This window comes from Azospirillum sp. UENF 112521 (assembly GCF_058780665.1).
Genome location: NZ_JBSNCI010000005.1, coordinates 680,523 through 701,241, shown reverse-complemented (window position 1 = coordinate 701,241; position 20,719 = coordinate 680,523). Strand labels below are relative to the sequence as shown.

The 20,719-nt window shown below is 68.7% G+C and carries 15 protein-coding genes; 6 read left to right on the top strand and 9 right to left on the bottom strand.

All coding sequences use genetic code 11. The features are described 5' to 3' along the window. Positions 1–39: 39 nt before the first annotated feature. Together ACWPN8_RS28030 and ACWPN8_RS28025 are read right to left on the bottom strand one after the other, a co-directional pair. On the bottom strand, positions 40–687 hold the full coding sequence (locus ACWPN8_RS28030) for a DsbA family protein (protein ID WP_247873244.1): 648 nt from the start codon (positions 685–687) through the stop codon (positions 40–42). 80 nt (positions 688–767) lie between these two features. Then, positions 768–1,241 carry a DUF721 domain-containing protein gene (locus ACWPN8_RS28025; protein ID WP_109047699.1) on the bottom strand — a complete coding sequence of 158 codons (474 nt, stop codon included), beginning with the start codon at positions 1,239–1,241 and terminating at the stop codon, positions 768–770. 208 nt (positions 1,242–1,449) lie between these two features. Here ACWPN8_RS28025 and mutY point away from each other — a divergent pair, with 208 nt between their 5' ends. The 5 genes from mutY to ACWPN8_RS28000 all read left to right on the top strand — a co-directional run bounded on the left by mutY (position 1,450) and on the right by ACWPN8_RS28000 (position 6,435). After that, positions 1,450–2,508, top strand: a complete 1,059-nt coding sequence (mutY, locus tag ACWPN8_RS28020; protein WP_109450969.1) for an A/G-specific adenine glycosylase — start codon at positions 1,450–1,452, stop codon at positions 2,506–2,508. Positions 2,509–2,541: 33 nt separating this feature from the next. Beyond that, positions 2,542–3,258 (top strand): DUF1194 domain-containing protein, encoded by a 717-nt coding sequence (locus tag ACWPN8_RS28015; RefSeq protein ID WP_109450967.1) that lies wholly within the window; start codon positions 2,542–2,544, stop codon positions 3,256–3,258. 33 nt (positions 3,259–3,291) lie between these two features. Continuing rightward, the gene (locus tag ACWPN8_RS28010) at positions 3,292–4,983 is read left to right on the top strand and encodes an NAD(P)/FAD-dependent oxidoreductase (protein WP_492243123.1); all 1,692 of its coding nucleotides are present in this window, start codon (positions 3,292–3,294) and stop codon (positions 4,981–4,983) included. 156 nt (positions 4,984–5,139) lie between these two features. Next, complete coding sequence (locus tag ACWPN8_RS28005; protein WP_247873243.1) at positions 5,140–5,847, top strand: OmpW/AlkL family protein; 708 nt, start codon at positions 5,140–5,142, stop codon at positions 5,845–5,847. 153 nt (positions 5,848–6,000) lie between these two features. Continuing rightward, a complete protein-coding gene (locus ACWPN8_RS28000) occupies positions 6,001–6,435 on the top strand; it encodes a CBS domain-containing protein (RefSeq protein ID WP_492243122.1) in 435 nt (144 codons plus the stop codon). Between the two features lie 81 nt (positions 6,436–6,516). Here ACWPN8_RS28000 and ACWPN8_RS27995 read toward each other — a convergent pair whose 3' ends face one another. The 5 genes from ACWPN8_RS27995 to ACWPN8_RS27975 form a co-directional block, all read right to left on the bottom strand. Further along, complete coding sequence (locus tag ACWPN8_RS27995; RefSeq protein WP_109047693.1) at positions 6,517–7,170, bottom strand: response regulator; 654 nt, start codon at positions 7,168–7,170, stop codon at positions 6,517–6,519. A gap of 391 nt (positions 7,171–7,561) precedes the next feature. Further along, positions 7,562–9,352: an acyl-CoA dehydrogenase C-terminal domain-containing protein gene (locus ACWPN8_RS27990; protein ID WP_492243121.1), complete on the bottom strand. Its 1,791-nt coding sequence runs from the start codon at positions 9,350–9,352 to the stop codon at positions 7,562–7,564. Positions 9,353–9,368: 16 nt separating this feature from the next. Continuing rightward, complete coding sequence (locus ACWPN8_RS27985; protein WP_492243120.1) at positions 9,369–11,705, bottom strand: 3-hydroxyacyl-CoA dehydrogenase/enoyl-CoA hydratase family protein; 2,337 nt, start codon at positions 11,703–11,705, stop codon at positions 9,369–9,371. Between the two features lie 26 nt (positions 11,706–11,731). Further along, complete coding sequence (locus ACWPN8_RS27980) at positions 11,732–12,868, bottom strand: thiolase family protein (RefSeq protein ID WP_109450954.1); 1,137 nt, start codon at positions 12,866–12,868, stop codon at positions 11,732–11,734. Then, positions 12,865–13,326 (bottom strand): MerR family transcriptional regulator, encoded by a 462-nt coding sequence (locus ACWPN8_RS27975; RefSeq protein WP_492243195.1) that lies wholly within the window; start codon positions 13,324–13,326, stop codon positions 12,865–12,867. The genes ACWPN8_RS27980 and ACWPN8_RS27975 overlap by 4 nt, the downstream gene beginning before the upstream one ends. 395 nt (positions 13,327–13,721) lie before the next feature. Between ACWPN8_RS27975 and ACWPN8_RS27970 the strand changes: the two genes are divergently transcribed. After that, the gene (locus ACWPN8_RS27970) at positions 13,722–13,910 is read left to right on the top strand and encodes a hypothetical protein (protein ID WP_109450953.1); all 189 of its coding nucleotides are present in this window, start codon (positions 13,722–13,724) and stop codon (positions 13,908–13,910) included. A gap of 57 nt (positions 13,911–13,967) precedes the next feature. Here the strand turns inward: ACWPN8_RS27970 and ACWPN8_RS27965 are convergent, their stop codons facing one another. Then, complete coding sequence (locus ACWPN8_RS27965) at positions 13,968–18,773, bottom strand: alpha-2-macroglobulin family protein (RefSeq protein ID WP_492243119.1); 4,806 nt, start codon at positions 18,771–18,773, stop codon at positions 13,968–13,970. A 187-nt stretch (positions 18,774–18,960) separates the two neighbouring features. Further along, on the bottom strand, positions 18,961–20,553 hold the full coding sequence (locus tag ACWPN8_RS27960; RefSeq protein ID WP_492243118.1) for a sensor histidine kinase: 1,593 nt from the start codon (positions 20,551–20,553) through the stop codon (positions 18,961–18,963). Positions 20,554–20,719: the final 166 nt, after the last annotated feature.

The window sequence follows — 20,719 nt, the reverse complement described above, 5'->3', positions numbered from 1 at the left end:
CGCATCCGGGGCCGAGCTGGCCCCGAACACGGCCACCTCTTACTTCAGCAGCTTGTCGATCGCCTTGGAGAATTCCTCGAACGACTGGGCGCCTTCGATGCGCGCCTTGCCGTCGTTCAGGATGAAGGTCGGGGTCGCTTCGACCTTGTACTGGTTCTGGCCGGTCAGGCGGCTGTTCAGGATGGCGTCGGCCAGCTCCTTGTTGGCGAGGCAGGCGTCGATGGTCTCCTGGCTCATGCCGGCCAGCTTGCCGTACTGGCCCAGCGCCTTGGCCGGGTCGGACGCGCGGCTCCAGGTCGCCTGGCTCTTGAACAGCACGTCGGTCAGCGGATAGTAGCGCTCGGCCGGGGCGCAGTGGGCCAGCATGCTGGCGCTCAGCGCCGCCTGATCGAAGGGGAAGTCGCGGAAGATCAGCTTCACCTTGCCGGTGTCGATGTAGGCTTCCTTGATCTTCGGCAGGATGTCGGTGTGGAAATGGGCGCAGTGCGGGCAGGTCATCGACGAATAGTCGAGGATCGTCACCGGCGCCTTCGGATCGCCCATCACGCGGTCGGCCATCAGCTCCGACACCGGCGGCAGGGTGGCCGCGGCCTGTGCCGCCGACGGCGCCGCGGTCATCGCGGTGCCGAACGCGGCGGTGAAGCCAATGGCCAGAAGACCGGCGATTCCCAGAATTTTGCGGTTCACTTTGCCCTCGTTCCTACCAGATGTTGACGTATAGACAATGACGCACCGCTGCGTCCAGCAGGGTGCGTCCAGCAGGCCGGTTAGCGCGCAGCCCGCTTCGGCCGGGCCATCAGAGAGCGGCCGAAGCGTTCCAGCGTGGCGCGCAGCTCCTCGTCCTCGATGGTCGCCGTGGTGGTGGTGATGCCGATCTCCTCGTCCATCGTCAGGGCGCGCGGGCGCACCACCGGCGACGGCGTGGACGGCAGGGCCGCGTGGATCAGCTTGATCTTCGCCACCGCCCGATAGCCGAAGAAGCTGTTGATGCGCTCGATGATCTGCGGTTCCAGATGCTGCAACTCCAGCGCGATGGCGCCCATCGCGCGGATGTGCAGGGTCGCCTCCTCCCGCTTGCCGCGGGGAAAGCTGAGCTTGTCGGGCGCGGTGCGCAGCGACAGCTGCTGGCCGACGATGGACGGCCAGTCGGTGATCAGCGCACCGAAGGCAAGCCCGCGCTTGCCCAGCACCTTGCCGGCGACCTCCGGAACGGATTGGCCGATGCGACGCGGTCCGCTCATGCTCTGCGATCACTCCTGTGCGGCCCCGGCCTTGGCGACCGGTTCCGGGTCATGTGGGTTGGCGGCACCCTAGCGCAAGCGTGGGCCGATGCCCAGCGCCCGGCCAGCGGGGTTGGGCCGGGGATTGGCCGAACACCCGGACGGACGCTTGGACGGGCACCTGCCCACTCCCTTCCCCAGACGCTCCGAACCCTCTATTTCTTCCATCATGATTCCAGATTCCATCGAGGCCGCCCGGCGGCTGCTGTCCTGGTACGACCGCCACCGCCGCGACCTGCCCTGGCGCGCCAAGCCGGGGGAGACCGCCGATCCCTACCGGGTCTGGCTGTCGGAGATCATGCTGCAGCAGACGACCGTCCCCGCCGCGGCACCCTATTTCCGCAACTTCACCGAACGCTGGCCGACCGTGCGCGATCTGGCGGACTCGCCGCTCGACGACCTGCTGGTCGCCTGGGCGGGGCTCGGCTACTACGCGCGGGCGCGCAACCTGCACAAATGCGCCCGCGCGGTGGTGGACCTTCATGGCGGGCGGTTCCCGGGCAACGAGGCGGAATTGCTGGAGCTGCCGGGCATCGGCGCCTACACCGCCGCGGCAATCACCGCCATCGCCTTCGGCCGCAAGGCGACCGTGGTGGACGGCAATGTCGAGCGGGTGATCGCCCGCATCTTCGCGGTGGAGGAGCCGCTGCCCAATGCCAAGCCGACGCTGCGCCGGCTGGCCGCCACCCTGACGCCGGACGTCCGGCCCGGCGACTACGCCCAGGCGATGATGGATCTGGGCGCCACCATCTGCACGCCGCGCAAGCCGAAATGCATGCTGTGCCCATGGGCGGACTATTGCGAGGCGCGCGCCGCCGGCATCGCCGAAACCCTGCCGCGCAAGGTCGCCAAGGCGGAGAAGCCGACCCGGCGCGGCGTCGCCTATTGGCTGCTGAACCCCGACGGCTCCGTCCTGCTGCGCCGCCGGGCGGAGGAAGGGCTGCTGGGCGGCATGGCGGAGGTGCCGTCCACATCCTGGGGGCCGGAGCTGCCCGGCGAGGCGGCGGTGGCGGCGCAGCAGCCCCTGCCCGCCCGCTGGCGCCGGCTGCCCGGCATGGTCCGCCATACATTCACCCATTTTCACCTGGAGCTTGAGGTGGTCGTCGGCCAAGCCGGTGCCGACTGGCATCTGGCCGACGGCAATTGGGTGCCGGTGGACCGGCTGGGCGATCACGCCCTGCCGTCGGTGATGGTGAAGGTGGTGCGCCACGCCCTCTCGCATGCCTGAGCGGGGCTGACGCCTGAGGGAGTGCCGATGGGAATGCCGCGTGCCGTGATCGCCCTTCTGGTCGCCCTGCTCGGCCTGTGCGGAGCGGCGCTTGCCGCCCCGCCCGGCGGGACGGAGGGAAAGGCGGGGGTGGCGCTGGTCCTGGCGCTCGACGGATCGGCCTCGATCACCACCGGCGATCTGGAATTCCAGCTGCAGGGCCATGCCGCCGCCTTCCGCGATCCGGCGGTTGCCGACGCGCTGGCCTCGGCCGGGGCGCGGGTGACGCTGGCCGCCTATTCCGGGCCGAACAGCCTGCGCGTGCTGATACCCTGGACCGCGCTGGACAAGCCGGAGGATGCCGGCCGCTTCGCCGACCGCATCGACGCCCTGCCCCGCGGCTTCCAGGGCGACTCGACCGCCATCGGCAGCGCCCTCGTCGAGGCGGCGAAATTGTTCGACCGGGGAGGCAAGGCGCCGCGGCAGGTGATCGATCTGGTGTCCAACGGGTTTTCCAATGCCGGGATCGAACCGGCCGAGGCGCGCGACCGGGTGACGAAGCGCGGAATCACCGTCAACGGCCTCGCCATCCTCGACGAATTCCCCTGGCTGGAGGAGTATTTCGAGGAATCGGTGATCGGCGGACCGGGCAGCTTCGTGAAGAGCGCCATGGACAAGGACAGCTTCGTCGCGGCATTGCGGCAGAAACTGATCCTTGAAATGGTCGCCCTGCCGGATCAAATGCCGAACCAAAGCGTCGCCGCAAGATAGGCGGCCGATAACAAGGCGAGAGGAGCGGGACCGTTGGAGCGCGTCGATTTCCTGGTGATCGGGGCCGGCATTGCCGGCGCATCCGCGGCCTACGAGCTGGCCGCACAGGGCCGGGTGCTGGTGCTGGAGCGCGAATCGCAGCCCGGCTATCACTCGACCGGCCGCTCGGCGGCGCTCTACACCCAGACCTACGGCCCGGCGCCGATCCGCGCGCTGACGGTGGCCAGTTGGGACTTCTACACCGCCCCGCCCGCCGGCTTCGCCGACCATGCGATGCTGACCCCGCGCGGTGTCCTCATCGTCGGACGCGAGACCGAGATCGACCGGCTGGACGCGGAATACGACCAGGGCCGCAGCCTGACGCCGTCGGTGGAACGCTACGACCGCGAGCAGGTGCTGGCCCGTGCGCCCTTCCTGCGCCCGGACTATGTCGCCGGCGGCGTTTGGGAGCCGGATGCCCGCGACATCGACGTGCATGCGCTCCACCAGGGCTATCTGCGCGGGCTGAAGGCGCGCGGCGGCCGGGTGGTGACCGATGCCGAGGTGCGGACGCTCACCCGGCAGGACGGGCTGTGGGTGGCGCAGACCGGGGCCGGCAGCTTTGCCGCACCGGTGGTGGTGAACGCCGCCGGAGCCTGGGCGGACGAGCTGGCGAAGCTGGCCGGCGTCGCCACCGTCGGTTTGGTGCCGAAGCGGCGCACCGCCATCACCTTCGATCCGGTCTTCGAGACTCCGGCCGACAAGACCGGGCTGGACGGCTGGCCGATGGTGTCGGACGTGGCCGAGACCTTCTACGTCAAGCCGGATGCCGGCCGCCTGCTGGCCTCCCCCGCCGACCAGACGCCGATCGAGCCCTGCGACGTGCAGCCGGAAGACATCGACGTCGCCATCACGGTGGACCGGCTGGAACAAGCCGCGCGCTTTTCCGTTCGCAGATTGGCCCACCGCTGGGCCGGCCTGCGCAGCTTCGTCGCCGACAAGGTGCCGGTGGTGGGCTTCGCGCCGGATGCGGAGGGGTTCTTCTGGCTGGCCGGCCAGGGCGGCTACGGCATCCAGACGGCGCCGGCCATGGGCCGGGTGGCGGCCGGGCTGGCCACCGGACGCGGCCTGCCGGAGGATGTGCGGGCACTGGGCGTGACCGAGCAGGATTCTGTCGCCGGCCAGGAAGCGCTGAAAAGGAAATCGGATCGCCCGTCAGGGCACAGGAGGCGTGCGATGCGTGTGCGTCGGTCGGTTGTGCGTCGATTGGGGACGATGAGCGGGCGTGCCCTTGCCGTGGCGGCACTGGCCGCCACCGGCGCGCTCGGTGGCTGTGCCAACCCGGCGGCGGACGAGGCGCTGGTGGCGCAGACCGCCCTGGTCGGCATGCCGAAGGAAACGCTGCTGTCCTGCGCCGGGGTGCCGGAACGGCAGGCCAGCGTCGACAACCGCGAGTTCTTCACCTACCGCAGTTCCCGCCTCGTCTCCTACCCAAGCCCGCCGCCGGTGGGGTATTACGGCGGCTGGGGTTGGCCTTATTACGGCTATGGCGCCGGCTGGCCGTCCTATGGCTATGAAGTCAACAGCTTCGACTGTGAAGCAACCTTCAGTTTGAGAAATGGCGTTGTCGAGCGCGTCGTGTATGGCGGTGCCACCGGCGGTTCGGCGCGACTTGGTCAATGCTACGCCATCGTCCAGAACTGCATGGCGCTGGTTCCGCAACGGACAATCAAACCAACTCCTTGACTGGCTTGTCCATGCGACAACTCGTCACTGTTGCATAGCTGCTGCATCAGGAGAGGAAGGGTTGTAGCCCCTCTAGTACCCGTACTCGGTGTCTGGTAATAGCTCCATCGGCTGATGCCACAGAACAGCAACAACGCATTGCCTGGAGCAGACCCCATGACCATCCTGTCGCGCGCCGCCGCCGCCCTGCTGGCGACCTCGGCCCTCGTCGCCATCGCCTCCCCGTCGCTCGCTCAGGACTTCAAGGGTAAGTCGGCCGGCGACATCGTCGTCCGTGCGCGCGGCCTGGCCGTGCTGCCTCAGGAAAAGGGCACGATCAACAACACCACGCTGGGTGACGTCGGCTCGGCCAAGGTCGGCAACGACTACATTCCGGAAGTCGATTTCACCTACTTCTTCACCGACAACATCGCCGCCGAGCTGATCGCCGGCACCAGCCGCCACCGCGTGAAGGGCAACCTGATCGCCGCCGCCGGTGGCGTCACCGAGATCGGCAAGGTCTCGCTGCTGCCGCCGACCCTGACCGTGCAGTACCACTTCATGCCGAAGGAGCGCGTCAGCCCGTATGTCGGCGCCGGTATCAACTACACCCTGTTCTACAACGAGGATGCGGCCGAGAGCCCCAACGCCGGCGGCCTGCGCATCACCGACACCAACTACAAGAACCGCTTCGGCTGGGCCCTGCAGGCCGGTGTCGACGTTGCCCTGACCGGCAACTGGTCGCTGAACTTCGACGTCAAGAAGGTCTTCCTGAAGACCGACGTGACCGCCAACGCCCGCCTGGGCACCGCCGTCCTGCCGGTCACCTCGAAGGTCACGCTGGACCCGTGGCTGGTCGGCGTCGGCGTCGGCTACCGCTTCTAAGACCGGGTTTCGGGACCGGTCCCGGGCATCCGAAGGGCCGCCTCCCCCATTTGGGGGAGGCGGCCTTTTTTCTTTTTACCGTCAGCCTTGCGGATTGTACGGTCATTCCCATGATTCCGATATAGGGGTCATCGGAAGGGAGGCCGTACCGCCATGCATGTTGCAGCCGTTTTGAAGCGCAAGGGCAACAGGATCGTTTCCGCCGCACCGGACGACAGCGTTGCCGCCGTCACCCGCCTGCTGACCGAGCATCGGATCGGCGCCGTGCTGGTGATCGATGACGATGGACAGCCGGTCGGCATTCTGTCGGAACGCGACGTCGTGCGGGCGATCGCCCGCAACGGCGCCGCGGCCTTGGACGGCCCGGCCGCCAACCTGATGACGCGCGAGCTGATCACCGCCGCCCCGACCGACACCGTCGCCGACATGATGGCGGTGATGACCGAACGGCGCATCCGCCATGTGCCCATCGTCGAGGCCGGCCGGGTGGTCGGCGTCATCAGCATCGGCGACGTGGTGAAGGCCCGCATCGACGATGCCGAGTTGGAGGTCGAGTCGCTGCGCGGCTACGTCGCCGGCATGGGCTGACCCGGCTCCCGCAGCCTGAAAAGCAAACGCCCCGCCGGATCGCTCCGGCGGGGCGTTTTCCTTGTCTCGGGAAAAGCGGCGTCAGGCCGAGTGCGACTGCGGGAAGGCCATCGCCGCCTGGGTGCGGTTGCGCACGCCCAGCGACTTGAAGATCGCCGTCATGTGGATCTTCACCGTGCCTTCGGACAGGCCCAGCTCATGGGCGATCTGCTTGTTCGACTTGCCTTCGCGCAGACGGTCCAGCACTTCGCGCTGGCGCTGGGTCAGCAGCTGTTCCAGCTGCGGATCGGTCGGCGGAATGACCGAGCCGCCGCCACGCTGGTCGGGTTCGTTCCCCTCGCGCAGAACCGTCGCCGGCACATAGACGCCGCCGGAGAAGATCAGGTCGAGCGCGCTCAGCATGATCTTCACGCTGGACGATTTCGGAATATAGCCGGCGGCACCGTTTTCCAGCGCCTCGCGCACATCGGCTTGCGCTTCGGACGCGGAGATCACCACGACCTTCGCGTTCGGCTGCCGGTCGCGCAGCATGCCGATGCCGGAAAAGCCGGGCCATCCCGGCATGCGCAGGTCGGTCAGGACGAGGTCATAGGTCTCGTCCTTCGATGCCGCCATGTCCAGAAGCTCATCGAAATTGCTTGCCTCCGCAAAGGTGGCATTATCTCGAAGCTGCTCAAGCAGACGGCGAAGACCTTCCCGAAACAGGACGTGATCATCACCGATCAGGATCTTCATCGCTCAAACTCCTGAACCATGCTGCCCCTCCAAAAGACGCCCAAAGGGCTTGAGAAAAGGAGGGGGTTGTCGCCACCCGCATATTCCCTAAAATCCAAAGGATATAGCAGGCACCGGCCGAACGTAATCTCTGTTGAGATGTAACACGCAGGGACGATGACCGACAACCGGAAATTAACTTTTGTCACCGCTCCGATGGCCTAGGGGACAGAGGCTGCACTTCCCAGCAGTGATATTTCCAAAGAGCTATGACAATTTTAGGCCAATGTGCGAATGCGCCGCTGGATCTGTCGCAAAAGAAAAAAACCGGTCCGGCGCCATGTTACGGCACCGGACCGGTTTTGAAGATTCACAATCCGGAGAACAATCGGACAAAGGATCGCGCCGTTCGTCAGAAGGCGGCGTCTTCCAGTTCCATCAGCGGCTTGGCGCCGGCGGCGATGGTGATGAACAGGCTGTTGGTCTGCGGCAGCAGCTTGGCCATAAAGAAGCGCGCGGTCTTGATCTTGGCCTCATAGAAGGCGGCATTGCCCTCCCCGGCTTCGAGCTTGGCCTGCGCCTTCTCCACCATGGTCAGCCAGGTCCAGCCCAGCGCCACCAGCCCGAACAGGCGCAGATAGTCGCTGGCAGCGGCACCGGCCTCCTCCGGATCCTTCAGGCCCTTCTGGGCGATCAGGGCGGTGGCCTGCTGGAGCTTGGCAAAGGCCTTGGCCAGCGGCATCACGAACTCGCCCAGTTCGTCCTTCTCCATCGCCGCCTCGATGTCGCGGCCGACGGGGTGGAAGAAGTGGCGGAGCAGACGGCCGATGTCCTGCGGCAGCTTGCGGCCGACGAGGTCGAGCGCCTGGATGCCGTTGGTGCCCTCATAGATCTGGCAGATGCGGGCGTCGCGGACATACTGCTCGACGCCGGTTTCCCAGATGAAGCCGTGGCCGCCATGGACCTGCACGGCGATGTTGGCCGACTCGAAACCGATGTCGGTGAAGAGCGCCTTGACGATCGGCGTCATCAGCTGGACGAACTCGTCGGCATCCCGCCGGGTCCGCTCGTCGGGATGCTTTTCCGCCACGTCGAGCTTGTAGGCGGTCAGCGCGCCGAGCGCACGCGCCCCTTCGGTGAAGGCGCGGGCGGTCAGCAGGTTCCGGCGCACGTCGGGATGGACGATGATCGGGTCGGCCGGCTTGTCCGGCGCCTTCACCCCCGACAGCGACCGGCCCTGGAGCCGTTCGCGGGCATAGTTGACGGCGTTCTGGTAGGACACCTCGGCCAGACCCAGCCCCTGGATGCCCACGGCCAAACGGGCCGCGTTCATCATCACGAACATGGCGCGCATGCCCTTGTGCGGCTCGCCGACCAGCCAGCCGGTGGCGTCCTCGAAGTTCATGACGCAGGTCGACGACGCCTTGATGCCCATCTTGTGCTCGATGGAACCGCAGGCGACGCCGTTGCGGGCACCCGGCGTGCCGTCGGCGTCGGGCATGAACTTCGGCACCAGGAACAGGCTGATGCCGCGGGTTCCGGCCGGCGCGTCGGGCAGGCGGGCCAGCACCAGATGCAGGATGTTCTCGGTCAGGTCATGCTCGCCGGCCGAGATGAAGATCTTGGTGCCGGTGATCTTGAACGCACCCTGCTCATCCGGTACCGCCTTGGTGCGGATGATGCCGAGATCGGTGCCGCAATGCGGCTCGGTCAGGCACATGGTGCCGGACCAGGTGCCGTCGACCAGCTTGGGCAGGAAGCGCTGCTTAAGCTCGTCCGAGCCGTACATCGCCAGCGCGTTGTAGGCGCCGAGCGACAGGCCGGGATACATGCCGAAGCTGAGGTTGGCGGAGCAGATGAACTCCTCCAGCATGGTGTTGACCAGCTTCGGCAGCCCCTGCCCGCCATAGGCCGGGTCGCAGGCCAGCCCCTGCCAGCCGGCCTCGATGTAGGTGCTGTAGGCTTCCTTGAAGCCCTTGGGCGTGCGGACCTCGCCATTCTCGAAATGGCAGCCCTCGCCGTCGCCGGACTGGTTCAGCGGGAACAGCACCTCCTCGCACAGCTTGGCGCCTTCCTCCAGCACCTGGCCGACGAGTTCCGGCGTGGCGTCCTCATAGCCCGGCAGGGCCGACAGCTTGTCCAGCCCGACGATCTCGTCCAGGACGAAGCGCACATCCTCAAGCGGAGCCTTGTAGATCGGCATCTCTCGTTCCTCCCCCTCAGTTCCGCAGCGGCTTGCCGGTGAGCAGCATGTGCTCGATCCGGTCGATGGTGCCGCCGGTGCGCACCAGACCCATGAACGCCTCGCGCTCCAGCCGCAGGATGTGGTCCTCGCCGACCGGCTTGGAGATGTCGGCCTCCTCGCCGCCGCTCAGCACCTCGGCCAGGGCGGCGCAAACCACCTTGTCGTGCGGCGTGACCTTGCCCTGCAGGGCGAAGCCTTCCACCGCCAGCTCCATCGCCGCCTTGGCACTGGGGCCGGGCAGGACGTAGCTGGTGGTCTTCTCCGGCGCGGTGTAGTCCGCCGCCAGTTCCAGCGCCTTGGCCTTGGCGTCGGCCAGCAGCCGGTCGCGGTTCATGGTGATGCCGTCGGTGGCGCGGAAATACAGCAGTTCCTTGGCCTCGGCCGCCGACTTGGCGACGGTGGCGGTGCTGATGATCTCGAAGGCCTTGGCGATGCCGGGCATCGGTCCGCGCGGCGCCTTCGGGTTGGCCTGATGACGGGCCAGCATCTCGGTGCAGCCGCCCCAGGCCGGGATCAGCCCGACGCCGACCTCGACGAGGCCGACATAGGTCTCGGCATGGGCCTGGACATGGTCGGAATGCAGCAGGATCTCGCAGCCGCCGCCCAATGCCATGCCGCTGGGGGCCGCCACCACCGGGAAGGGCGCGTATTTCAGCGCGCGGTAGGTGCGCTGGCCGCCCTCCACCATTTCCTCGATCTGCGGCCACAGGCCGATGTTCAGCGCGAACAGGGCGAGGCCCAGATTGGCGCCGACCGAGAAATTGTCGGCCTCGTTGTGGATGACCAGCGCCTTCCAGTCGCCCTTCCCGTCGCCGATCAGGCGCATCGCCTTCTCGTAGGCGGCCATGATGTCGGCATCGACGGCGTTCATCTTGCTGGTGAACTCGACGCACAGCACGCCGTCGCCGATGTCCCACAGGCTGGCCGAGCCGTTCTTCCACACCGGCTTGCCGGCGGCGCGCTTGATGTCGGACAGCAGCAGCACGCCGTCCGGGCGCACCACCGTGTCATAGACGCCGGCCGTGGTCAGGTGCTGGAGCTTGCCGCCCTCCACCCGGTAGAAGGGACGGCCGGCGGCGGTCTCGACCAGCGCCGGGACCGGAATGCCTTCCGAGCGGCACAGCTCGGCGAACCAGTCGGTGCCCAGCCGGTCGATCAGCTCGAACGGGCCCTGCTTCCAGTTGTAGCCGAGCCGCATGCCCTCATCGACGGCGACGATGCTGTCGGCGATCTCCGGCACCAGGCTGGCGGCATAGGCCAGAGTCTGGGCCAGGACGCGGCGGGCGAAGAGGCCACCCTTGTCGGGGTGCTCGCACAGCTTGCGCAGGTCGCGGCCTGCGGAGGACACGCTGTCCAGCCGTGCCTTCTCCGACGGAGCGTACTCGCCGGTCCGGAGGTCGACCGACTCCTTCACCTTGCCGCCGCCGGCCTTGTTGATGCGGTAGAAGCCGCCCTTGCCCTTGCGGCCGGTATAACCCTCCGCGATCATCTTCGTGATGACCGGGTGCTCGCGCATCTGGCCGCGATAGGCGTCGTTCGCCGGCAGGGTGGCCGACATGCTCTTGGCGATGTGCGGCATCAGGTCGAGCCCGACCAGATCCATCAGGCCGAAGACGCCGGTCTTGGGGATGCCCATCGGACGGCCGCCGACGGCGTCCGCCTCCTCCACCGTCAGCCCCAGATCGACCGCGGCATTCACCGCCGCCTGGATCCAGAAGACGCCGATGCGGTTGGCGATGAAACCCGGCGTGTCCTTGCAATGGACGACGCCCTTGCCGAGCCGGCGGTCGCAGACGTCGGCGATGGCGGCCAGCGCATCGGCGCGGGTGTCGGCGCCGCCGACGATCTCCAGCAGCCGCATGTAGCGCGGCGGGTTGAAGAAGTGGGTGATCAGGAAGTCCTTGGCGAACTGCTCGCTCTGCCCCTCCGTCAGCACCGCCAGCGGAATGGTGGAGGTGTTGGACGACACCACCGAGCCCGCCTTGCGCACCGGGTCGATGCGCTTATAGAGGTCGGCCTTGATCGCCGGGTTCTCGACGATGGCCTCGACGATCCAGTCGACGTCGGCCAGCAGGGTCAGGTCATCCTCAAGATTGCCGGGCGTGATCAGCCTGGCGTTCTTGGGATGCATGAAGGGGGCCGGATCGGTCTTCAGCATCTTTGCCACTGCACCCTTGGCGATGGCGCTGCGGTCGCCCTCCTTCGCCGGGATGTCGAGCAGGACGCAGGGGATGCCGGCGTTGGCGAAATGGGCGGCAATGCCGGCACCCATCACGCCCGCACCGATCACGGCGGCGCGTTCGATCTTCATGGTCGTTTCCTCCCCGATCCCGTTCGTCAGACCGCTTCCAGGATGGTGGCGATGCCCTGGCCGCCGCCGATGCACTGGGTCGCCAGCGCGAACTGCTTGCCCTCGCGCTTCAACAGGGCCGCGGCCTTGCCGGTGATGCGGGCGCCGGTGGCCCCCAGCGGGTGGCCGAGCGCCAGCGCGCCGCCGTCCGGGTTGATGCGGGACGGGTCGATGTCGAGGTCGCGCATGCAGGCGATGGCCTGGGACGAGAAGGCCTCGTTGATCTCGATGATGTCGATGTCGTTGATCGACAGGCCGGCACGGGCCAGCGCCTTGCGGGTGGCCGGGACCGGACCCAGCCCCATCAGTTCCGGCGCGCAGCCGGCGACGGCGACCGAGCGGATCTTCGCCAGGATCGGCAGGCCGTGGGCGCGGGCATACTCCTCCGTCGTCACCAGCACGACCGACGCGCCGTCGGTCAGCGGCGAGGAGGTGCCGGCGGTCACGGTGCCGTCGGCGGTGAAGGCCGGCTTCAGGCCCGCCAGGCTGTCGGCGTTGGTGCCGGGACGGATGCAGCCGTCCTTGTCGACCAGACCGGCCGGGGTCTGGATGCCGACGATCTCATCGGCCAGGCGACCGGCGGCTTGCGCCTCCGCGGCCTTGGCGTGGGAGGCGACGGCGAGCGCCTCCTGCTCGGCGCGGGAGATGGCGTATTTGCGGGCGACATTCTCCGCTGTGATGCCCATCGAACAGTAGGCTTCCGGATAGGACTCCTTCAGCGCCGGGTTCGGCATCGGGTTGAAGCCCATGATCGGCACGCGGGTCATCGATTCGACGCCGCCGCAGACGAAGACCTCGCCGGCGCCCATCTGGATGGCGCCTGCCGCTTGGTGGATCGACTGCATGGAGGAGCCGCAATAGCGGTTCACCGTGGTGGCCGCCGCGGTCTGCGGCAGCTTGGCCAGGAAGGAGATGCTGCGGGCGACGTTCAGCCCCTGCTCGCCCTCAGGAAAGGAGCAGCCGACGATGACGTCCTCGACGTCCTCGGTCTTCAGGCCGGTGCGCTCGACCAGCGCCGCGATGACGCGGGCCAGCAGATCGTCGGGGCGGACCTTGGTCAGCTCGCCCTTGTGGGCGAAGGCGAAGGGCGAACGGGCATAACCGGCGATGACGACCGACTTCATGAGTGCTTCTCCTCCATGTCCTGCGTCTCCGTGATGCCGTTGCGGCTGAGATGCTCGGAGATCTGGGTGTCGATGGTGCACAACTCCGCCAGCGTCTGTTCGACGTCGGCAAGCTGCTGTTCAAGTGCGGAAATCCGGCGGCGCGCGATGGAGCGCATGTAGCGCATCTGTTCGATCTGGGCGTCGTCGGTGTCGTAGAGGTTCAGGAAATCCTTGATCTCGGCCAAGCTGAAGCCCAGCCGCTTGCCCCGGCAGATCAGCGCCAGCCGGGCGCGGTCGCGGTGGCCGTAGACACGGGTGCCCCCAGGGGCGGTGCCGATCCGCTCCGGCGACAGCAGCCCTTCATCCTCGTAATGGCGGATGGTGCGGTGGGTCAGACCGAACTCCCCGGCCAGTTCGCCGATGGCGAGCCTGGGGCCGGACAGGCAGCCATCGCCGTCACCCTCCCCCGTCTCCATCGCGCCGTTGCCGAACGAAAGCCGATCCACTCCGCCTGCTCCCTTCCTTGACGTTTACGTAAAGGTAAGGTCGATGCCGCTTGCTGTCAACAGACTTGTTGACCATGCCAACCAGTTGGCAGGCCAGCAGGCCGGAGGCACGGATCGGCGCCTTGGGACGGCGACAGTTCAGTCCCTAACGGGTGCGGCGCGCCCGCACAGTGACAGGATGCCACGCCCCGCCGATGACGGCGGCTGTGGCAGGCTTCGCGGTGAATGCACGCCTCCTCGCCGTTGCCCACACTCGGATGTGGGAAGCGGGGGCGGCGAATAACAGACGGCCGCAAGGCCGTGACGGGTTCAGGGCGGGTTTTGAAGTTTTCGGGCGGATCAGGACAGGGGACAGGAGACAACCCATGTCGGCGCGCGCCATCGTATCGTTGGGCGTCTGGATACTGGCCATGGTGCTGATCGGCACCATGACCGTCGGCCTCGCATTGGCCTTCTACCTGATGCTGACCCTGGCATTCGCCGTGGTGGTGGCGGGCCTGACCCTCCTCGCCCGGCGGCGGGAGAGCCACCGGGGCGAACAGAGCTACCTTTAGACGTCGTCAACTCGGTTGGGGGCGCCGGTGCCGGCGCCCCCTCCGCTTGTGCCTGCTTTACTCCGGCAGCACGCGCAGCCGGGAGGCGGCGGTGCGGGCGGACAGGTGGGGACGCTGGAGATCCTGCACTTGGGCGCCGGGGGCCGCGAAGTCGCCGGGGGTGACGGCGCGGACCAGATAGACCAGCCGGAAGCGGGGGGCCGCCTTCGGCAGGTCGACGGCGGCCAGGAAGCGGTCCTCGCGGAACTCGACATTGCGGGCCGACGACAGCTCGCCCAGCCAGGACAGCTTGCCGAGCTGGCCGCTGTTGGCGAGCCGGACATTCTCGATCTCGAAGCCGGCCGGCAGCGGATCGCTGACCAGCACCGAATGGTCGAGCGGGTCGCCGACCTCGCCCTCCAGGATCACCACCAGCAGGTCGTTGTGGCGGATGCCGGCCGGATCGACCGGACGGCCGGCCATGTCGAACAGGCGGCGGCGGATGGTCATCCCCTGCTCCTCAGCGCCGGCCGGCTGGTCTGGCACGCCCGTCACCGACAGGATCTGCCTGACCTCGCCGCCCAGATTGCGGATGGCGGGCGGGGCGGCGGGATCGACGGCCAGGATCTGCGGCTTGGCGTTCTCCACCGTCTGGTCGCCGATGGCGAGCTTCATCGGAGCCGCCCGGTCGATCAGCGCCTTGGACGCCAGCAGCAGCCAGGCCTGCTCCTGCAGGTTGGTGGTGCGGACGGCGGCGAAGGTCTTCGCCACACGCTCGGCGGCCTGGAAGATGCGGTCGCGCTCCACGGCACCGCTCTCCGCCATCAGGAAGACGACACCGGCCTCGTCGCGCAGGGAGGAGCCGTGGTCGCGCAGGCTGGATGTGACCATGCGGGCGCCGGACAGCTTGGAAAAGGCTTCGGCAGCACCCGGCTGGTCGCCGAGCACGGCGGCCGCCGCGGCGATCTGCGCCCGGGCGAAGTCGGTCGGCAGCCGGTCCCAATAGTTCTCGCGGAAGTACCGCACCGCACCGGCGTCGATCATCTTGGCGCGTGCCAGCACATGGAGTGCATAGGCGCGGCCCGGCAGGTCGGCGGTCTCGACCCAGGCGTTGTCGATGGCCTGCTTCAGCCAGTCCAGACCCTTGCGGTAGGGCTGGTCGGGAATGCGGTAGCCCGCCGCCTTGGCCCGGCCCAGCACATCCACCGCATAGGCGGTCAGCCAGGGATCGAGATCGCCCTTCGGCGACCAGGGGGCGAAGGCTCCGTCGATGCGCTGGAAGGTCAGCAGCCGGTCGACGCTGCGCTGGACACGCGCCTTGATGCGGTCCTCCGGCGCGATGCCGAGGCCGGCGGCGACGTCGCTCAGCGACAGCAGCGGCAGGATGCGGCTGGCGGTCTGCTCCGCTCCGCCCGCGGCGGCACGGTCGAGCGCGAAGAGCAGGCCCGGCACGTCCAGGTCCGGCAGCGGCGCGATCTCCGCACCGACCGCGACGGTTTCCGGCCGCAGGCCGGCGGCGATGTCGGCGGGAACGGTCAGGCCCTTGTCGGTCGGCAGGGCGGCAACGTTGCGGCGCGACACCGGCGGCGTGGCCGGACGCACCGTCACATCCCAACGGCGGGTGACGCGCACGCCGTCGGGACCGGTGACGTCCAGCGTGACATGGCCGGCCCCGACGGCGGTGGCGGTCAGCACACGGCCGGCGGTCGCCCGCTTGCCGCGCGCCAGCTTCGGCACGGCCAGCTCGTTGCCCGATTCGCCGGCCGCCTCACCGCTGGACTCCGTCCGGACGATGGAGACGGCGCCCTCGGCGGTCAGGGTCATGCGGTAGTCGCCGGACGGGCCGTTCAGGTTGTCGAGCGACAGCAGGACCTGCGCCGTATCGCCGGGGGCGAGGAAGCGCGGCAGCACCGCGTCGGCAACCACCGGGTCGCGCACCAGCATCTGGCTTTCGGCCTGGCCGATCCGCCCCTCGCTCCAGGCCACCGCCATCAGGCGCAGGCGCCCCTGGAAATCGGGCAGATCGAGGGGAACCGAAAGCTTGCCGCCGGCGCCGACGGTCAGGATGCCGGAATAGAGCGAGACCACCCGTTCCGATTTGGGCGGAACCATCCCGGAGATCTGGCGCAGGCGCGGCGTCGGCTGCACCGGCGGCCGGGCGGCGTCCAGGCTGGCCGGATCGATCAGGCGGCCGTAGGAATCGCGCAGCTCCACGGTCAGCGGGCGCTTGCGCAGGTAATGGCGGGCCGGATCGGGCGAGGGCTGGTCGGTCAGCTGCATCACCGATTCGTCGACGGCGGCCAGCGTGACGAAGGCCTGCTTGCCCTCGGCGACGCCCTCCACCGCGATGTCGGCGGTCATGGCGCGGCGCGGCTCCGTCTCCGCCGGGGCGGAGAGGCGGACGTCCAGCGTGCGCGGGGCCTTGTCCATCGCCAGCCAGGCGAGGCCGACGGCGCGGCGCGGCGGCTTCTTCGACTGCGGGTCGGAGGTGGCGAAGGCGGTCGCCAGCACATGGGCACCGCTGGTCCAGCCCTGCCCGACCGGGATTTCCAGGAAGGCGCCCTGCGGACCGATGGCGCGGGTGACGGCATAGCTGACGCCGCGATCGGCAACCGCCACCAGCACCTGGCTGTCATAGGGCGGCTTGACGAAGACCCAGGCGGTTTCGCCGGAGCGGTAGGCCGGCATCATCACCGAGACGTCGACCGCGTCCGGCCGTTCGCCGGCGGTCGGAGTCATCCACCAGCCGGCGGCGAAGCGGAAGCTGCTGGCGACGCCGGTCTTGGGATCGAACACCTCCAGCCGGTAGCGGCCGGCGGCGACCGGGGTCTCCACCGAGGCCGGGGCGGCGGCCTGGGCCGACAGCGACCCGCCGGTCACCCGCTGGTCCTTCACCGTGACCTTGTAGTCCCAGCGGCCGTTGGCCTCGTACCACGCATAATCGTACTCCTCCTCGAACAGCTCGTAGGAGAGGTCGGCGCGGTCGGTCGGCTTGCCGTCGGGGCCGACGGCGATCACGTCGAAGCCGGCGGTGGCCCCCTCCGGCACGCCGTCGCCTTCGAAGCGCGGCTTGATACCGACGGCGAAGGGCTGGTGGCGCACCGGCAGCACGAAATCGCGGCCGACCGGGCGGCCGCCGATGTCGAACAGGGTGGCGCGCACCACCGCCTCCAGCGGGCGGGTGCTGTCGGGCGGACGCGGCAGCTTGACCTTCAGGCGGGCGGAACCGTTGGAATCGGTGATGAAGCCCGGCAGGTCGGCGCGGGCCGGCTTCACCTCTTCCTGAACCAGGCCGAAATGATAGCCCGGCAGGCTGGGATAGGGGTTGGCGGCGGCGCGCAGCGTCACCGTCAGCTCGCCCGGCAGGCCGGAAGCCGGCGCGCCGTACAGATAATGGCTGTCGAGCGCGATGTCGGCCTCGCCGTCGGAGGCCAGCTCCGTCGTCGGGGAGGCGAGCGCCACGTCCAGCCGCGGCGGCACGAAATCCTCCAGCAGGAACTCCACACGGCCGATGGCCGGGCCGTCCGGCTCGGCATGGGCGGTGACGACCCAGTTGCCGGGATAGGCGTTCATCGGCAGGTCGATGCGGGTGGCATAGCCGCCGGCCCCGCTGTCGGCCAGGCTGCGCCGCTCCACCTCCAGCCCGTCGGGGCGCAGGACGCGGATGGTCAGCTGCTTGCCGGCCGGCGGCGGGTTGAGGTCGGCATCGCGCAGCAGGGCGGTCAGCTGCACCGTCTCGCCCGGCCGGTAGATGCCGCGCTCGGTGTAGAGATAGGTGTCGAGTCCCCCGGCGGCCGGGCGGACGACGCCGACCGGCTTGTCCTGGGCCTCGGCAGGCGGGGCGCCGCCGGCGGTCAGGTCGAGAACGGCGAAGTCGCCGTCGCCGCGCGCGGCGAACAGCGCCTGGACCGGCTCGGCCCCGGCGGCGCGCAAGGCGGCGAGGTCGAAGCGGCCGAGCCCGTCCTCGCCGGTCTGGAGGCGTCCCAGTTCGGTGCCGTTACGGGCGACCAGACGCAGCTCCACCCCGGCGGCGGGTGCCGCGGTCTGGACGGAGCGGGAGAACACCACCAGCGAATCGTCGCCGAGGATGGTGTTGAGGCCGAGGTCGGAGACGACGAACCATTGGGTCGCCTTGCGGTCCCAGCCGCCCGGCTTGATCTCGTCGGCACCGGCGATGGCGACATAGACGCCGGGCTCGAGCTTGCCCAGCACGCCGTCGATCGGGAAGGCGGTGGTGACGGTGCGGTTCGGCTGGTTGCCGATCCCCATCTCGCCGCGCCAGACCTCCTGGCCCGACTTGTCCAGGATCTCGCCGATGTCGTAGTCGGTCATCTGCTGGGTGATGCGGCCGAAATAGATCTTCTCGACCAGCGCCCGGTCGGCGATGCGCAGGACCTGCAGCTTCGCCCGGTCCAGGTTGATCGAGCGCAGCGGCAGCCCTTCGGCGCCGACGCGCGGCAGGATGTAGCCGGCGCCGCGGAAGGCCAGCGACGGCTTGCGGTTGGGCACCTGCACCTCGCGGGTGTCGGCGGCCGGCAGGCGCTTGCCGTCGGCGCCGGGCAGCCCGTCCTTCAGCGTGACGCGGTAGCTGTCGCCGTGGCGCAGCCCCTCGACGCAGAGCGTGCGGTCGCGGGCGATGGCGGCGCCGTCGACCGACGGCTCCACCGTGACATAGTCGCGGTAGTTGACGGCGCGCGACCGCTCCAGCCGGTCGGTGAAGGTGAAGCAGGCCTGTGGCGTATCGCGCTCCGCCACCACTTCGACGCTGGATACGCCGAAGGGCACCGGCTCGGCCGGCGGGTCGGCGGCGAAGGTCTGGGATACGGTGAGCGTGCCGGAGCACGCGGCAAGAACGGCACAGACACGCGCCAGCGCACGCAACATTATAGACAGGCCCCAATTCCGCGGGTGGATCCGAAGGCACGCGGCCGGGGGCAGCCCTGGCGTCGGCTCGGACCTGGATAAAACCGGCGCGGAGTATGCCCAAGCGGCAGGGGTTTCGCCATGGCTTTGCGGCGCCGTCCCGAAGATCGCCTTGATCGCGTGCCGGAAATGAGTGCTGGCGCGAGGGTCAGGCGGCGAATTCCAGCGTGACCTGGCTGCCCTGCCCCGGCCGGCTGTCGATGCGGAGGCTGCCGCCATGCGCCTCGATCAGCGACTTGACGATGGGCAGGCCGAGGCCGGTGCCGCGGCCGGGCTGGGTGGTGAGGGCGGAGGTCTGGCCGAAGGGGATGGAGGCCTGCCGCAACTCCTCCGCCGTCATGCCGATGCCGTTGTCGGTGACGCGGACGACGCAGCGGCCATTCACCCCGCGCGCGACGCTGACCAGCACCCGCCCGTTCTCGGGCGTGAATTTCAGGGCATTGCCCAGCAGGTTCAGCAGCATCTGCTTCAGCGCCCGCTCGTCCGCGCGCACCAGCGTGGGCGACAGCGGGCGGTTGATCTCCAACCGGATCGACTTCTGCTCCGCCTGGGGGGTGACGATGCGGAGCGCCCATTCGGCGGCGGCGACCGGGTCGACATCCTCCATCAGCAGGGCGAACTTGCCGGCCTGCAGGCGCGACAGGTCGAGGATGTCGTCGATCAGGGTCAGCAGATGCTGGCCGGACGCATGGATGTCCTTGGCATAATCGGCATAGCGCTCCCCGGCGTCCGGCCCGAACATCTGGTCCTTGATGATCTCGGAAAAGCCGAGGATGGCGTTCAGCGGCGTGCGCAGCTCGTGGCTGACGCGGGCAAGGAAGTCGCGGTTGACCGCCAGCGCCGCCGCCAGCCGTTCGGCGTTGCGCTGCTGGACCAGCAGGAAGGCGGCGACCAGCAGGATGGAGACGCTGAGCAGCGCCGCGATGATCCGCATCTGCCCACGGAAGCCGGCGACAGCGGCGTCGATGTCCTTCACCGCGATGCCGACGACGAGAATCAGCGGATAGCCCTCGACCGGCCGGTAGGCGTAGGCGCGGCGGATGCCGTCGGCGATGCTGTCCTGCCAGAAAACCCCGCTCAATGACTGCTGCAATGCCACCCACAAATTGGAGCCGGAGCCGTCGAGCCCGACGGAATCCTTTCCGTCCTTGGAGCCGCGGGCGCGGATGACCCGGTCGAGCCCGACCAGCGTGACCACCCCGTTGCGGCCGACGTCGGCCTGCCGGTAGAAATCGGACAGGTGATCGGGATCGACATTGGCGACCGCCACGCCGGCGAATTCCCCCGCCGCATCCTCCAGCCGCCGGGAAAAGCGTAAGAGCGGCTGCCCGGTCGCCGACCCATTGAAGGGCAGGCCGATCTTCATCAGCGACCGCCCCTCCCCCTGGTGATAGGCGATCAGGCCGCTGTCCTCCAACCCTTCGGGCGGCCCCTTTCCCTCGCTGCGGAAGAGCTGGGCGCCATCGGGACCGAAGACGCTGAAGTGATGGATCAGGCCGGCGTCGTAGAGTCCATCGTCGATGATTCGGCGGGCGCGGGGCAAGCCGCCCTCGGCATAGCGTTCGGCGAAGGAGCGCAGCGTGGTGTCGACGTCGTGCATGGTGCGGCTGGTGCTGCTCTCATAGGCGCGTGCCGTCGTCTGGGCATTGACGATGGCCTCCCGTATCTGGCCGTCCAGCATGGAGGACGCCATCAGGGCATAGCCGGCCCACACCCCGGCCAGCGCCAGGGCGGTTGCCATCAGGATGCCGTTCCGGATGGACAGCGCCCTGACAAAGGGGAAACGAAAGGTCGGGAGACGTGGCATGCCCTGCGCTCCGCCGTTCCACCGCCCCCTGCATCCGGTCCGCAGCGCCGATCTGTAACGTCGGGCGCGATGCGGCGGGGGTGGAGCCGATCATCGCGCC

Excerpts from the sequence above, each read along its gene's own strand:
- ACWPN8_RS27960 (WP_492243118.1), bottom strand. The coding sequence starts at position 20,553 with ATGGCAACCGCCCTGGCGCTGGCCGGGGTGTGGGCCGGCTATGCCCTG.
- ACWPN8_RS27985 (WP_492243120.1), bottom strand. The coding sequence starts at position 11,705 with ATGAAGATCGAACGCGCCGCCGTGATCGGTGCGGGCGTGATGGGTGCC.
- ACWPN8_RS28005 (WP_247873243.1), top strand. The coding sequence starts at position 5,140 with ATGACCATCCTGTCGCGCGCCGCCGCCGCCCTGCTGGCGACCTCGGCC.
- ACWPN8_RS27980 (WP_109450954.1), bottom strand. The coding sequence starts at position 12,868 with ATGAAGTCGGTCGTCATCGCCGGTTATGCCCGTTCGCCCTTCGCCTTC.
- ACWPN8_RS28015 (WP_109450967.1), top strand. The coding sequence starts at position 2,542 with ATGCCGCGTGCCGTGATCGCCCTTCTGGTCGCCCTGCTCGGCCTGTGC.
- ACWPN8_RS27970 (WP_109450953.1), top strand. The coding sequence starts at position 13,722 with ATGTCGGCGCGCGCCATCGTATCGTTGGGCGTCTGGATACTGGCCATG.
- ACWPN8_RS27995 (WP_109047693.1), bottom strand. The coding sequence starts at position 7,170 with ATGAAGATCCTGATCGGTGATGATCACGTCCTGTTTCGGGAAGGTCTT.
- ACWPN8_RS28000 (WP_492243122.1), top strand. The coding sequence starts at position 6,001 with ATGCATGTTGCAGCCGTTTTGAAGCGCAAGGGCAACAGGATCGTTTCC.
- mutY (WP_109450969.1), top strand. The coding sequence starts at position 1,450 with ATGATTCCAGATTCCATCGAGGCCGCCCGGCGGCTGCTGTCCTGGTAC.
- ACWPN8_RS27975 (WP_492243195.1), bottom strand. The coding sequence starts at position 13,326 with ATGGAGACGGGGGAGGGTGACGGCGATGGCTGCCTGTCCGGCCCCAGG.
- ACWPN8_RS27990 (WP_492243121.1), bottom strand. The coding sequence starts at position 9,352 with ATGCCGATCTACAAGGCTCCGCTTGAGGATGTGCGCTTCGTCCTGGAC.
- ACWPN8_RS27965 (WP_492243119.1), bottom strand. The coding sequence starts at position 18,773 with ATGTTGCGTGCGCTGGCGCGTGTCTGTGCCGTTCTTGCCGCGTGCTCC.
- ACWPN8_RS28025 (WP_109047699.1), bottom strand. The coding sequence starts at position 1,241 with ATGAGCGGACCGCGTCGCATCGGCCAATCCGTTCCGGAGGTCGCCGGC.